Annotated in this window: 14 protein-coding genes; all 14 read left to right on the top strand. The window is 32.9% G+C overall.

Annotated features, from left to right (window positions below; translation table 11 throughout):
* The first annotated feature begins 132 nt into the window (after positions 1-132).
* The gene (locus tag NBH15_RS27800) at positions 133-1449 is read left to right on the top strand and encodes a UDP-glucose dehydrogenase family protein (protein ID WP_250824092.1); all 1317 of its coding nucleotides are present in this window, start codon (positions 133-135) and stop codon (positions 1447-1449) included.
* On the top strand, positions 1446-2381 hold the full coding sequence (locus tag NBH15_RS27795) for a UDP-glucuronic acid decarboxylase family protein (RefSeq protein WP_250824091.1): 936 nt from the start codon (positions 1446-1448) through the stop codon (positions 2379-2381). The genes NBH15_RS27800 and NBH15_RS27795 overlap by 4 nt, the downstream gene beginning before the upstream one ends.
* Positions 2374-3807, top strand: a complete 1434-nt coding sequence (locus NBH15_RS27790; protein ID WP_250824090.1) for a lipopolysaccharide biosynthesis protein — start codon at positions 2374-2376, stop codon at positions 3805-3807. Before NBH15_RS27795 ends, NBH15_RS27790 begins: the two co-directional genes overlap by 8 nt.
* Positions 3804-4739, top strand: coding sequence for a glycosyltransferase family 8 protein (locus NBH15_RS27785; RefSeq protein WP_250824089.1), 936 nt, complete (start codon positions 3804-3806; stop codon positions 4737-4739). Before NBH15_RS27790 ends, NBH15_RS27785 begins: the two co-directional genes overlap by 4 nt.
* A gap of 165 nt (positions 4740-4904) precedes the next feature.
* Positions 4905-6035 carry a glycosyltransferase gene (locus tag NBH15_RS27780; RefSeq protein WP_250824088.1) on the top strand — a complete coding sequence of 377 codons (1131 nt, stop codon included), beginning with the start codon at positions 4905-4907 and terminating at the stop codon, positions 6033-6035.
* 2 nt (positions 6036-6037) lie between these two features.
* Positions 6038-6790, top strand: a complete 753-nt coding sequence (kdsA, locus tag NBH15_RS27775) for a 3-deoxy-8-phosphooctulonate synthase (protein ID WP_250824087.1) — start codon at positions 6038-6040, stop codon at positions 6788-6790.
* A 1-nt stretch (position 6791) separates the two neighbouring features.
* Positions 6792-7754 (top strand): KpsF/GutQ family sugar-phosphate isomerase, encoded by a 963-nt coding sequence (locus NBH15_RS27770; RefSeq protein ID WP_250824086.1) that lies wholly within the window; start codon positions 6792-6794, stop codon positions 7752-7754.
* 6 nt (positions 7755-7760) lie between these two features.
* On the top strand, positions 7761-8405 hold the full coding sequence (locus tag NBH15_RS27765) for an acylneuraminate cytidylyltransferase family protein (protein WP_250824085.1): 645 nt from the start codon (positions 7761-7763) through the stop codon (positions 8403-8405).
* A 4-nt stretch (positions 8406-8409) separates the two neighbouring features.
* Entirely contained in the window at positions 8410-9408 is a 999-nt protein-coding gene (locus NBH15_RS27760; RefSeq protein ID WP_250824084.1) for a polysialyltransferase family glycosyltransferase, read from the top strand.
* Positions 9408-10787, top strand: a complete 1380-nt coding sequence (wzy, locus tag NBH15_RS27755) for an O-antigen polysaccharide polymerase Wzy (protein WP_250824083.1) — start codon at positions 9408-9410, stop codon at positions 10785-10787. Before NBH15_RS27760 ends, wzy begins: the two co-directional genes overlap by 1 nt.
* A gap of 102 nt (positions 10788-10889) precedes the next feature.
* Positions 10890-12050, top strand: coding sequence for a glycosyltransferase (locus tag NBH15_RS27750; RefSeq protein WP_250824082.1), 1161 nt, complete (start codon positions 10890-10892; stop codon positions 12048-12050).
* Between the two features lie 65 nt (positions 12051-12115).
* A complete protein-coding gene (locus NBH15_RS27745) occupies positions 12116-12949 on the top strand; it encodes a glycosyltransferase (RefSeq protein WP_250824081.1) in 834 nt (277 codons plus the stop codon).
* 40 nt (positions 12950-12989) lie between these two features.
* Positions 12990-13262 (top strand): hypothetical protein, encoded by a 273-nt coding sequence (locus tag NBH15_RS27740; RefSeq protein WP_284706497.1) that lies wholly within the window; start codon positions 12990-12992, stop codon positions 13260-13262.
* Positions 13263-13697: 435 nt separating this feature from the next.
* Positions 13698-14864, top strand: a complete 1167-nt coding sequence (locus NBH15_RS27735; protein ID WP_250824080.1) for a GumK N-terminal domain-containing glycosyltransferase — start codon at positions 13698-13700, stop codon at positions 14862-14864.
* Positions 14865-15289 lie beyond the last annotated feature (425 nt).

The raw sequence follows: 15289 nt of genomic DNA, 5'->3' as shown, positions 1-15289 counted from the left end.
GAGCGTCTAAAGTAAGAGCTACCAAAGGGCTGTTGGTACACTCCTTTGGAAAATTGGCAATTGCTCTACTTTCTTATGTTAATTTTTAATCTTTGAATCAGGTCGCCAACTCCTGATTCGCATAAATAATATATGAATATAGCAATTGTAGGGACTGGATATGTAGGACTAGTCTCTGGAGCTTGTTTTTCAGAGATGGGAATTGATGTCACATGTGTAGACATTGATGAAAACAAAATAGCGAAGTTACTAAATGGTGAGATGCCTATCTATGAACCGGGCTTGGATGATTTGGTCGCACGTAATGTAAAGGCAGGCCGTCTTCATTTTACAACAAATTTGACATCCTGTTTGGATAAGGTAGAAGTAGTCTTTAGTGCGGTAGGAACACCTCCGGACGAAGATGGAAGTGCAGACTTGAAGTATGTGTTGGAAGTTGCCCGCACAGTTGGACGTCATATAAAAAAACATGTTGTATTAGTCACGAAGAGCACTGTACCTGTTGGTACAGCAAAAAAAGTTCGTGCAGCGGTGCAGGAAGAGTTGGATAAACGTGGGGTTGATATAGAATTTGATGTTGCTTCTAATCCTGAATTCTTGAAAGAGGGAGCAGCTATAAAAGATTTTATGACACCAGATCGTGTGGTAGTAGGTGTAGAAAGCGAACGGGCAAAGAAAATGATGGAGAAATTATATCGTCCTTTCACACTAAATGGCTATCCCATCCTGATCATGGATGTTCCTTCTGCTGAAATGACCAAATATGCCGCCAATGCCATGCTGGCAACCCGTATCAGTTTCATGAACGATATAGCTAATCTCTGCGAACGTGTTGGAGCGAATGTAGACCATGTGCGTAAAGGCATGGGTACGGATTCCCGTATCGGCAGCCGTTTTTTGTATGCAGGTTGTGGATATGGAGGTTCTTGCTTTCCCAAGGATGTGAAAGCCTTGGTACATACAGGAATAGAAAACGGATACCACATGCGTGTTATAGAAGCTGTGGAAGCCGTAAACGAAGAGCAAAAGAATATTGTGTTTGATAAATTGAATAGGGCTTTTAATGGAGATCTGAAAGGAAAGACTATTGCTATGTGGGGATTGTCTTTTAAACCTGAAACAGACGATATGCGTGAAGCCCCGGCCTTGGTTGTTATTGATAAACTACTGAAAGCAGGTGCTGTGATTAATGTATTCGATCCTATAGCCATGGATGAAACAAAGCGCAGGATAGGCAATGTAGTTACCTATTGTAAAGATATGTATGAAGCAGTGATTGATGCAGATGCTATTGCTTTGATGACGGAATGGAAACAATTCCGTATGCCCAGTTGGGCGATCATCCGTAAAGCCATGAAGAATCATGTGGTGGTGGATGGACGAAACATCTACGATGGCGAGGAATTGAAAGAGTTAGGTTTCACTTATTCGAGGATCGGACAAAAATGAAACGGATATTAGTAACGGGTGGAGCCGGTTTTCTCGGCTCCCATCTATGCGAACGCTTGGTGAAAGAAGGTAATGACGTGATTTGCCTGGATAATTATTTCACCGGCAGTAAGGAAAATATTCGTCACCTGTTGCAGTATGACAACTTTGAGTTGGTTCGTCACGATGTAACTTCTCCTTATTATGCCGAGGTCGATGAGATTTATAACTTGGCTTGTCCTGCTTCGCCTCCCCATTATCAATATAATGCCATCAAAACAATGAAAACCTCCATTTACGGAGCCATGAATATGTTGGGGTTGGCAAAACGGACCAAGGCGAAGATTCTCCAGGCATCGACCAGTGAAGTGTATGGAGATCCGGCCATTCATCCGCAGATAGAGTCTTATTGGGGAAATGTGAACCCGATCGGTATCCGTAGCTGTTATGATGAAGGCAAACGCGCAGCCGAGACTTTGTTTATGGATTATCATCGTCAGAACGGTGTACGGATTAAAATCATCCGCATCTTCAATACCTACGGACCGAGAATGAATTCGAACGACGGACGTGTCGTTTCCAATTTTATTGTACAGGCGTTAAAAGGGGAAGATATCACAATCTATGGGGATGGAACTCAAACCAGAAGCTTCCAATACGTAGACGATTTGATTGAAGCCATGATTCGAATGATGGCTACCGGTGATGACTTCATCGGTCCTGTCAATACAGGAAACCCAGGAGAGTTCACCATGCTGGAACTGGCAGAGAAGGTGATAGAGTTGACAAATTCGAAATCAAAGATTGTCTATTGCCCGTTACCGGGTGACGATCCGAAACAGAGAAAACCGGATATTACATTGGCGAAAGAGAAATTGGATTGGGAACCTAAAATTCCTTTGGAAGAAGGGTTAAAGAAAACGATTGCTTATTTTATCAAATTACATGAGTGATTCTGTAAAGCATCAAGCCGTAAAAGGCGTGATGTGGAGTGCTATTGAACGGTTTTCCGTACAAGGAATACAGTTCGTGCTGACTATTATCATAGCCCGTTTGATATTACCCTCTGAATACGGCTTGATTGCCATGCTAAGTATTTTTTTGGCGATTGCGCAAACGTTCGTAGATAGCGGTTTCTCGAACGCCTTAATTCAGAAGAAAGATCGGACAGAAGTGGACTTTTCTACGGTATTCTATTTCAATATTCTAATATCATTAGTTGTTTACGGGGTACTATTTATTACTGCTCCCTATATTGCTTCATTTTATGGAGAGCCAGAGCTTGTTGCCGTAACAAGAGGAATTGGGGTAAATATTATCTTAAACTCATTTATATTAGTGCAACGTACCCGAATACTCATCGCTTCCGATTTCCGAACCTTGGCAAAGGTTTCTTTGATTGCTGTTATTACTAGCGGTTCAATTGGAGTTTGTTTAGCTTGGTTAGGGTATGGGGTATGGGCATTGGTGATACAATCATTAAGTAACACTTTCTTGAATGTGATCTTACTTTGGAAATTTGTGGCATGGATTCCTAAAAGGACCTTTTCCATTGATTCTTTTCGCAGGTTGTTTACTTTTGGGTCAAAATTATTGATAGGAGGATTGTTGCATACAATTTATTTGAACCTATATACCTTGGTTATTGGACATTTTTTCAATTCTACCCAAGTAGGATATTTCAATAGATCACAAACTTTCGCTGTATTTCCGGCTACAAGCTTGACTGAAATTGTGAATCGCACCATGTATCCAATTTTATGTAAATTGCAAAACGACGAGGAAGCTTTGATTCACACATTCTTTAATTATCTTCGTGCCACGATATTTATCGTGTTTCCGTTAATGATAAGTTTGACTATCTTATCAGAAAGTTTGATAGAAGTCATCCTTACCGAGAAATGGTTACCTGCCGCACCATTGATGTCCATTTTGTGTATGGCATATATGTGGTATCCTGTCATGCTATTCAATTGGCAATTGCTGAATGTAAAAGGGCGTAGTGATCTTTCCTTGAAGGCTGAAATCGTAAAAAAAGTGGGAGCTTTCTTAATTCTTACCGTTTCCATCCCATGGGGTATGAATGTTATTTGCTGGGGATTATTGGTATATAACTTATTCGATCTAATTACCATTTCCTTTTTCGTAAAGAAAATATATTCATTTGATTTACGAAAAGAACTTATAATACTCTTTCCTGTAGGGATAAGTTCCTTATTGATGGGGTTATGTATATATATTTCTTTACAGTTTTTTTCTATTCCGATGCTAAGATTAGCAAGCGGCATCATAGTAGGAATGCTCTCTTATTCATTTTTCTGTTACCTTTTCAAATTGAAAGAGTTTGATTTTATAAAACAAATTATTAAAAAAGTATGATACATATAGCATGTTGTACAGATGACGCATACACAGAACCTTGCGGAATATTGATGATTTCTATTTGTGAGAATAAAGGGAATGAGTCAATTCATTTTCATATTTTAACAAACACTATTTTGTCCTCAAATGAGAAAATCTTACGAGACATTGCAAAGCGATATGGACAGGTCATTAGTATATATAAAGTTAATGAAAATAATTTAAAGAATTGTCCAATACAGAAAAATGATCGTGTTAGTATTGTTGCTTATTTCAGAATCCTTTTACCTGTAATTCTTCCGGAATCTATCCGAAAAATTTTGTATTTGGACTGTGACATATTAGTTCTTAAAGAATTGGATCATTTATGGAATACAAATATAGAACATCACTCTGCTGGTGTAGTAATGGATCAGCAAGATAGTGATATTCGAAAATTTAATAACCTAGAATATGAGATGACGCTAGGTTATTTTAATTCAGGTGTTATGTTGATTAATTTGGATTATTGGAGAATAAACAATATTACAACAGAAGTTTTGGAATATATAAACAATAATCCTGAGAAACTTAAATGTTGGGATCAAGATGCGTTAAATTATGTCTTAAAAGAAACAAAACTTAATTTACCTCTTTGTTTTAATGTCCAAGATGGATTTTATTGGAAAGATCCGTTTGTGGCAAGAAAATACTGGAAAGAAATGTACGAGGCTACAGAAAATCCAGTAATACTTCATTTCTGCTGCGCAATTAAGCCATGGCATAAAGAAAGTTCTCATCCAAAAAGGTTATTATATAGCAAATATAAATCTTTAAGTCCATGGAAAGATAAGAAGATAGGACATGTCAATCTTAAAAGAAGAATAAAAATAGTTATCACAAATTTGTTGATTAAATTGGGCTTCAAAACTAATAGTTCATTATATAGAGACTTGAAAATGAATATGTAAATATTTGGATGTTTTCTATTTTCCAAAGAAGAGTTAATATTACACAAAAGAACAATGGCTTGTAATAAAATGAATGATTCTATACTCTCTTTCTAAAGTAGCGATTTTATGGAATATTTTTAACGAATTGACGATTGAATCCTAATCAGTAAAAACAAACTACAGATGGCTAAAATATTAATTATCGCCACAGTATTACAGCCTCCTATTAATGCAGGAAGCAAGGCCTGTATTGCAGGTTATTGTAAATTATTAAAAGAGCAAGGACATGAATTATATTATCTATACCTAGGTAAAGCTCCTACGGAAGATATAAAGGCAGCAAAAGAATATTGGAATAATCATTTTTTTCAATATGAATATTCATTTATTTTAAGAGTAGCTAATTATATTTCAAGACTTTTTTATCACAATAAATTGAAAAAGAATTATAACATAGGATATTTCTGTCCTCGATGGGGAGGTGGTCGTAGAATAAAACAGGTTTTACAACATACAGGATGCGATTACGTTATTTTCAATTATATTTGGCTTTCACCATTATTTAAATATGCAAGTAATGTAAAAAAAATTTTATTTACGCATGATTGTTTTTCAAACAAATCAGAAAGAATACAAGAAGATAAGTATTCGCTAACTCCCAATCAAGAAAGTCGTGCTTTATCAAAATGTGATATTATTTTGGCAATACAAGAAAAAGAATCTCATGTTTTTGAAGTTCTTGCTCCACACAAGAATATTTATACTGTATATATGCCAATAGAGTACAAGCATACAGCCATAACGAAAAAAAAGAATATTTTATTTTTTTCTGGTGATAGTGATTTAAATAGAAATGGAATAAGAAGATTTATTAAAAATGTATTTATTCCTTTGAATGAAGAAAATCCTGATATTTCCTTAATAATTGGAGGAGGAATATGTCAGGCATTACAACAAACATACCATCATAATAAGATCCACTTCATAGGATTCGTTGATAATCCCATGGAGTTTTATAAACTTGGTGATATTGTTGTAAACCCAGTATATCAAGGAACAGGATTAAAAATCAAAACTTTGGAAGGTATAGCGTTTGGGAAATATCTTGTAGTTGATCCTCATAGTATAGAAGGATTATATGATACCAAACACGTTCCTGTTGTAGTAGCACCTTCAAAAGAAATATATATTGACACATTAAAAAGCGCTTTGTCAAATACAGCTAATCTTGAGATACAAAAGATAAAATGTGAGAATTATATTAATCGTATGAATCAGTTTATAAAAGAACAGTATAAAGAAATTTTTAGATAAAAATGAAACCTATATTTATAGCAGGTCCTTGCGTGATTGAAAATATGGACATATTGGATGAAGTCGCAAAAGAGATTGTGAGACTTAATAAAAAGTATGATTTGGATATTATATTCAAATCATCTTTTGACAAAGCAAATAGAACCTCAATAAGTTCATATCGTGGTCCAGGAATGAAGAAGGGTTTACAGATGCTTGAAGATATTAAATCTAAATATGAACTAAAAATATTAACAGATATTCATGAGTCATATCAAGCAGAACCGGTAGGAGAAGTAGTGGATGTATTACAAATTCCGTCCTTTTTGTGTCGGCAAACAGATTTACTCGTTTCGGCTGCAAAAAACGGTAAAATAGTTAATATAAAAAAAGCTCAATTCCTTTCCGGTGATGATATGAGATATCCCGTTCAAAAAGTTAAAGAATCTGGAAATGCTCAGGTTTGGCTTACGGAAAGAGGAAATATATATGGATACAATAATCTTGCTGTGGATTTTCGAAATCTTGTTGACATGAGAAAATATGCAGAAACGGTAATAATGGATTGTACTCACTCTGTTCAACGGCCGGGAGCAGCAGGAGGTAAGACAGGAGGTAATCGTGAATTTATTCCGGCTATGGCATTGGCAGCAAAAGCATTTGGAGCTAACGGATATTTTTTCGAAGTTCACCCTGATCCTGATAAGGCACTTAGTGATGGTCCTAATATGTTATTTTTATCAAATTTGGAAAATGTAATTACTTCTATTATTTAAAATGGAAAATGTAAAAGAGTATGGAATCAAATGTATCAAAGATGAGGTACAGTCTTTATTAGAGCTAATCCCTCTTCTTGATAATAATTTTGAACAAGCAGTAAATCTGATATACCAGGCAAAAGGTCGAACTATTATTACAGGAGTAGGAAAATCTGGCCATATTGGAGCTAAAATAGCCGCTACTTTTGCAAGTACTGGAACCCCAAGTTTTTATGTTAATCCTCTCGATGCTTATCATGGTGATTTGGGGATGTTCACATCAGAAGATGTTGTAATTGCAATATCATATTCTGGCAACACTGATGAATTACTTCGTTTCATTCCAATATTATTGAAACGTAACATCCCTATAATTGGAATATCTGGAAATCCGAACTCCCTGCTTGGACAATATTCTACTTGTCATCTTAATGTAGCTGTAAAGCGTGAAGCTTGTCCATTAAATCTTGCCCCTACATCTTCAACTACTGCAACTCTTGTGATGGGAGATGCATTAGCCTGTGCACTTATGAAAGTGCGTAACTTTAAGGCTGAAGATTTTGCAAAATTTCATCCAGGAGGGTCATTGGGGAGACGATTGTTATCGAAAGTAAAAGATATGATGGTTACAGATAATTTACCTACGGTTTGTATGGAGGACAAAATAAGTGAAACGATTCTAAAAATAAGTGCAGCAAAACTAGGATTGGCGGTCGTGATTGATGCAACTAATAAGGTGGTAGGGATAGTAACGGATGGTGATGTACGTCGAGCTATGCAACAACATCAAACTAACTTTTTTAAATTGTTAGTAAGCGACATAGCAAATAAACATCCCAAAACTATAAATCAAGATGCTAAATTGACTGAAGCTGAAGATGTAATATATGGTGGTCGTATCCATTCACTTATAGTAGTTAATAATGAAAATGAGTTAATGGGTGTGATAGATTCTGTTAGTTGTGTACCTAAAATTAATTGATAAATAATGAAAACTGTAGCATTTGTTCCGATAAGACTTAATAGTAAAAGAGTCGTTGGTAAAAACTTAAAAATGTTAGGTGGAAAACCTCTGTTAAGATATATCTTAGATACACTTTGTGATGTTAAAAACATAGATGAAGTATGGGTTTATTCCAGTTCTGATGAAATTTTAAAATATTTACCTAACGGGGTGAAATGGTTAAAACGTTCAGAAAAGCTGGATGATGATTTAACTTTGGGTAAAGAAATTTACCAATCTTTTATCGAAGCAATTAATGCAGATATATATATACTAGCCCATACAACCTCGCCTTTTATCAAATCATCCACAATAGAGAATGCAGTAGAAAAAGTTATAAGTGAAGTGTATGATTCTGCTTTTAGTGTAGAAAAAATTCAAACATTCGCATGGTATAAGGATCATCCGTTAAACTATGAGTTATCTGAGGTACCTCGAACACAACTCATAGAACCAGTATATATTGAAACAAGTGCATTTTTTATTTTTAAAAAGAATATTTGGACAGAGTTTCACCAAAGAATAGGATTTAAGCCCTATATGGCTATTGTTGATAAGATTGAGGGAGTAGATATTGACTGGCCTGAGGATTTTGAGTTTGCAGAACAAATAATAAAAACTAAACAATAATAGAATGAAACATGTATTTCTAATACATTCTCATACAGTATTTCTAACAGCTATAGGAGTTATAAGGCGATTATCTTTAAAAGTAGATGATATTATTTTTGTCTATTTTAGAAATTATAATAATAGTATTATTCCTATTTCTTATCTCATTATTAGGCTTGATGAAGAATATGATATCTCCAATCACCTTTCTGCATTTAAGTTTTATCAATGGAAAAAATTGATAAGACGTATAGATAATGTGATTAATACTAAAATAAAAGATGAATATATCTTGTATACGCCTCATGCAGGATCTCATTTTTTTCAGACGTTTATTACACATCCTAATTGCACTCAATTTAATTATACACAAGAAGGAGCATTAGCTTTTGATAATCTTCTTTCGGATAGAATTTCTTTTAAAAGTTTGATTTATAATTTATTCAATATCATAATTTTCCCATTAAACCAGAAAAGAATATGGTGTAGTTATAAATGGACATTAAAAAAAGACATAGCAATAGATAAAAAAACTCCAAGTTGTTTTGCTATAACTGAAAAGATATTTGAAAAGCTTCTTTATGCCACAATTATTGTTGAATGGCCAAAGATTAATCCTGAATATATAATAGATAACAAGTTCCCTATTTTTGTATTTGAATCTTCTGTCGAACAAGGGATAGTAGAAAAAGAGAAATACTTTTTATGTATTCGGCAATTAATAGAAACGAAGGCGGAACAAAAGAACTATTTAAAGTTTCATCCTTATCAGTCAACTACCAATAAAAAAGATATTGTTGATTTATTTAAGGAATATAATCTTGATATAGAAATTCTTCCAGATTCAATTCCATTTGAATTATTCTTGACATTCTATAATAATTTAAAGGTTATCGGATTCCGTAGCTCACTCTTAGTATATGCGCAACAATTAGGTCACAAAACTTTTAGCAAGGAGCCTGATTTAATAAAAATGTCACGTAGATATCGTGCAATAAGAAAAGAAATGAATGAAATATAATGACTAAATATCTTCACTTTTTTACTTTTAGTCTGTTTAGTATTTACTTTGTTCTGATCATTTATTTAATCAATAATGGAAACCATACAGACTTTGATTTTTCAGTATATTATGTTGTATTAAGTATATTGTCTTTAGGTATTATTTGGCAAAATAATAAAAATAAATTGAGTTTATTTTTATTATTCATATTAACATTCAATTTATTTATAGGAGCAAGGTTCTATATCTATTTATTTGACTCTACATTAAATCCTTTTGAACCGACATTTTTTTTTGACTATAACATCTCTTATATAAGAAAAATATCATTGATGGAATACGTATACAGTTATATGTATTTTATTACATTTAGTAATTATATATTTTGTCGTATTAAACTTAGATGTCCTTTGGGAAATAATATTAAAGGGCTTTCTACTTATGAAATAAGTACACTAAACAAAATTCTATTTCCTATACTTTGTATTTCATTATTATATATTGCAACCACTGAAACATTATATTCTTTAAAAAATGGATATGCTTTTGTTGAGACAACTGTAACAGACAATCAATATTCTGTTTCAATAATAAACAAATTTGCTCCTATGCTATTGATAATTATGATAGGACTTGTTTTTGTCTATGTTCCACAATATACAAAGAAATACTTGATTCTATATTTTATTTATGCAATTTGCGTGATAATTGGTGGAGCAAGAGCAACATTCGGCTCTGTCTTATTAATTTGTATATGGTTGTATTCTTTGCGGCATAAAATATCTTTGATAAAAGTGTTTCTTACAGGAACTATAGGTTTATGTACATTGTTATTACTTTTTTCAATTTCTTCTCGTGGAGCTGGACTTGATAATTTTAAACTAAAAGACGGATTGGTTGTATTTGGATATACTCAAGGGATTTCCCTTATGGTTTTTGATGCATGCCGCTTATTAGATAATTATCCACTAATAGCACGTATGCAAAATTTTATTCCCGGATTAGCTTTTACAGTGGCCAAATTTACTGAACTTTTTCCACAAGATGCTACCATGCAAGGGTATTTATGTTATTATTTAAATGCAAACCTGTATGCCAATGGCTTGGGACTTGGTTGGACAACTCTATCAGATCTTTATGTGTACTCAAAAGGAAATATTATCGTATTTTCTATTTTATCTTTTCTTCTTGGATGCATAATAACCACATTGGAGGTTTGGGCTATGAAGAGTAAATTCAGTTTATTTCTCCTTATAACTTTAGCTCCTGGATTATTAATGATATCGAGAGGACCACTAGCTATGTTATTTATTCAACCATATTATTCGATTGGATTCGTTGTATTATCTATATTCTTGTTTAAAGCGCTAAAAATATTTATACACAATCATAATTAATATATTATCTTTTTACTGATAATATATTAATTCACTACAGTAATCAAAATTAAACATTTACAATTCATTTTATCATTTTGTAGATTTAAATAGATATTCTATATGAAATTATTAATAAATACATCTACATTAAGTGGAACAGGAGTTACTCAAGTAGCGGTTTCTTTCATAATGGAATGTATAAAAATTCCTCACAATGAGTACCATGTGTTTTTGAGTCCTTCAGTTGCAAAACAATTAGATCAAACTAAATTTCCTTCTAACTTCTTCTTTTATTTAATAGAATCACATCCCATCTATGGAATGAAAGGTTTCTTTACTCGTAGAAGAATAAAGAAATTATGTCAGAAAATAGCACCAGATTGTGTGTTTTCTGTGTTTGGTCCCTCATGTTGGTCACCATCTGTTCCTCATTTGCAAGGATATGCTTATCCTTATTGCATATATCCTGAATCTCCCATATTTACTTTGCTTACCCTAAAAGAAAAGATACTTATAGCTATTCATAAAAAAATATATTGTTACTTTCTTAAACGTAATGGGAAATATTTTGTGTGTGAAACTTCAAGCGTATCCAATCGTTTACATTTATTACTAAATATACCAAAAGCAAATGTATTTACTGTTACTAATACTTGTAATACTGTATTTCAATCTCCTCTTTCAAATAAAAGAGTTTTGCCTCTGAATACAGATGATGAATTTAGATTTCTTTCTTTATGTTCTTTTATGAAGCATAAAAATCTGGAAATATTGAATAGAGTGATACCTCTTTTACAGAAAAGATCCTTGAGGAAGATACGTTTTGTTTTAACTGTTGATGAAGTATTGTTTACTCAGAAAATAAGTGATGAAGTAAAAGAATGTATTATTAATGTGGGAAAAGTTGATATTGTAACGTGCCCTTATCTTTATCGGGAAACAGATGCCCTATTCTTACCTACGTTACTAGAATGTTTTTCTGCAAATTACCCGGAAGCAATGATGATGGAACGTCCTATTCTAACGTCTAATTTATCATTCGCAACAGAAGTATGTGGTGATGCTGCATTATATTTTAATCCAATGGATCCAAATGATATTTGCGAGAAAATTTTAATGGTAGTGAATTCTGTAAGTTTACGACAAAAACTAATAGAAAATGGACGCAAACAATTAACTTCATTTGATTCTTCTTTTGAACGTGCACAAAAATACATAGATTGTTGCACAAAAATAATTCAACATGAAAAATTAGATAACTTTCAAACAATAATTACTTAATGATTCAATATTAAAAAAACAGTATTCAAAATACCTCATAACATTTGTAAGAAAAGATATAAAAAATGATAACAGCATCAATTGTAACATTTCATACATCTCATACAGATTTAAATAGACTTTTAGATTGTGTAATAAAATCGCCAATCGAAATATTATTTATTGTAGATAATTCATCTAATGATGAACTCCGAAATTTTGTCGGTGATAATATTCACATCTGTTATATTCATAGTTTAAATGTTGGCTATGGGAAAGGACATAATATAGCTATTAAAAGAGCGATAGAATTGGGAGCAAACTATCATGTTGTTATTAATCCTGATATTTATTGGAATGATAAAGTTATTGAATCATTGTGTAAATTCATGAACGCCCAACCAAATGTTGGATTGGTTATGCCTAAAATATTATATCCATCAGGAGAATTACAGTATTTATGTAAATTACTACCCACCCCTATGGATTTGATTTTCAGGAGATTTATACCAATAAAATCTTTTCAGAATCGCCGTAACTATTATTATGAACTCCGTTGGGCTGACTATAATCAGGTGATGGAAATACCTTCGCTATCGGGATGTTTTATGTTTATGCGCTGTTCTATCTTGAAATCTGTTGGAGGTTTTGACGAACGTTATTTTATGTATGCAGAAGATTTGGATTTATGTAGGAGAATTGGTGAAATTTCAAAGACAATGTTCTACCCTATGGTAACTGTAGTTCATGAATATAAAAAAGGTTCATACAAAAACAAAAAATTATTGAAATATCACATAATATCAGTCATTAAATATTTTAATAAGTGGGGATGGCTATTTGACTCAAAACGGAAAAACAAAAATAATACGTGTATTAAAAGTATCCAATTTTGTAAGCAGTCAAAAAATGGCTATTGATTGAAAGTTCTATCTTCGCCGCGAATAATTTTTTATAATCATGTATAGCAGTGAAGATCTTGAAAGATTTTACTTTCAGTACCAGATCGAAACTTTGCCTCATGGAGAATCTCTCCAATCGTTTTGTGTTAAGAAATTAACCGTAAGCTCTGTCCGCGTAAAAAAATTCTGTGCCACAACACAGTTTGATGCAACCAAAGTACAGGAGTCCGGATTCAAAGCTCCTTATACCTTGGGAGAAGGGTTAGCACGGACGTTAGAGTTTGAATTTATTCATGATGCTTCTGAAGGAATTACTTTTAAAAGTGAATAAGTTGACTCTTGTTTCAAAAGGAAGCAATAATTGTTACAGTTGATGATTTTTTACTTTCCGACCAAGGTGTGATTTTAATGGATATTGTTTATATGAAGGTTATAGCAGTGGACGAAAGTGTTAAAAATCTGGATAAACATACAGGTGAATCATTACTTATTAATTATCCAGAAATCTCGTGAAATTTTCTAAAAACACATTACATAACTGGCTTAAGAAATGCAAAGAATATATAGATGAGCTGGTTTGTGTATTGAAGTCTATAGCCTTGGAAAAGGATTCGATTGTGAACTGCGATGAGGCCCAAAATCACTTTGGCTACCAGCCAATGTTAAATTCAAAACCAGTTAATTAACAAAACTCACTTTAGGGCACTGAAAGGTGCCCTTCTAAAGGGGTATACCCTAAATTGAGTATTTACTTTATAGAGTCAAAATGAATAAAATTACTTTTATTACATATCATAACTGGGAAACAAAACGTCACGGTGGTTTTCATGCGTTTGCAGAATATACATGTCGGTTGGGTATAGAAACTATGTTTTTTAGTTTTAGTAGACCTTATTATATTAGATGGAAAAAAAATGAACGACTAAATTGGAAAGTTTTAAAATTTTTGAAAAAAGGATGTTGTTATGATATAGGGGGATTTCAATTGTGGAATTTTACATGGCCAACATTGGCTTTACCTGGTTTTCTGAGATCTTTTTTTACTGATAATATTAATAAGTGGTTAATGTGTCATTCTTTTACTCCATTTCGAAAAATAGTAAATAAATGGCTAAAAGATACAGACTGTTTTGTTTTTGAATCATGTGATGCCTTGTTTTTATTGGATTTAATAAGAGAATATTTCCCTAATTCATTAATTATTTACAGACCATCTGATCCAATTATTGATTTTAAGGAAGATGGATGTCTTGTTGAAGCAGAAAAAAGGATGATTTTCTTTGCTAATAAAATACTATTAGTAAATAATGAATCATTGGAACTATATAGGAATAAATTCTCGGATGTATTTAATGTATCAAAATTTTATGTGATTTCTAACGGTATATATTTATCTGCTTATCAAAAGAAGTATAATTGTCCATCTCTTTTGAAGGGAAAATTATCAGCTTTGTATATAGGTGCATCAAAGGTAGATTGGAACTTGTTGTTTCAAGCAGCTAAAGATCTCCCTTATATAACATTTGTGATAATAACTCCTAATTTTTTGAATAAAAAAGAGAAAAATCAAATAGATAAGATTCCAAACCTTGAATATATACCGGGGATATTGCCTTCAGAAGTTCCAAAATGGGTTACAAATGCGAATCTTATTTTAGAACCATTATTGAAGAATCTTTGTTTCTATGATAGAAAGTGTTTGGGGCTAACCGCTCAAAATTATAAAGCAATGGCAGCAAAAAAAACTATTGTTGCGTATATGCTTCCAACTCGTTTGTCCAAGTATGGACTAATAATAACTGATAATAAACAGGATTTTATACGAGCTGTAGCAACAAATATTAATAAGAAGGAAAAGATATATTCAATTGATATTAAAGAAAAAGATTGGAGTAAACAATGTGCATTATTTATGAGGATATTATTAGATTAGATAATAAATTGAATTTCATATTTTTTTTGATTTCAATTGTAAGCAGTCAAAAAAACAGCTATTGATTGAAAGTTCTATCTTCGCCGCGAACAAATTTTTATAATCATGTATAGCAGTGAAGATCTTGAAAGATTTTACTTTCAGTACCAGACCGAGGCTTTGCCTCATGGAGAATCTTTCCAATCGCTTTGTGTTAAAAAATTAACCGTAAGCAGAAAATAAAAACACGCAAACAGCACAATCCACATGAATCGATCCATACTGTTTGCGTGCCGGGAAGACACCGTCAGATCCATCTGTATTCCCATTCGGCATCAAAACAAGGACATGCCTTGGGTGCATGTGGGGTGAGGCGGTTATGGCCGGTGATGAGGGCTTGCGGGTAGAGCTGGCGGAGGATCGTTAGCAATTCTTCCAGCCGTTCG

The sequence above is a fragment of the Parabacteroides caeci genome (genome assembly GCF_023656795.1).
In the GTDB taxonomy this organism is placed as follows: Bacteria; Bacteroidota; Bacteroidia; order Bacteroidales; family Tannerellaceae; genus Parabacteroides; species Parabacteroides segnis.
Note: the sequence above shows the minus strand (reverse complement) of the source record. Positions and strands in the feature narration are given on the sequence as shown.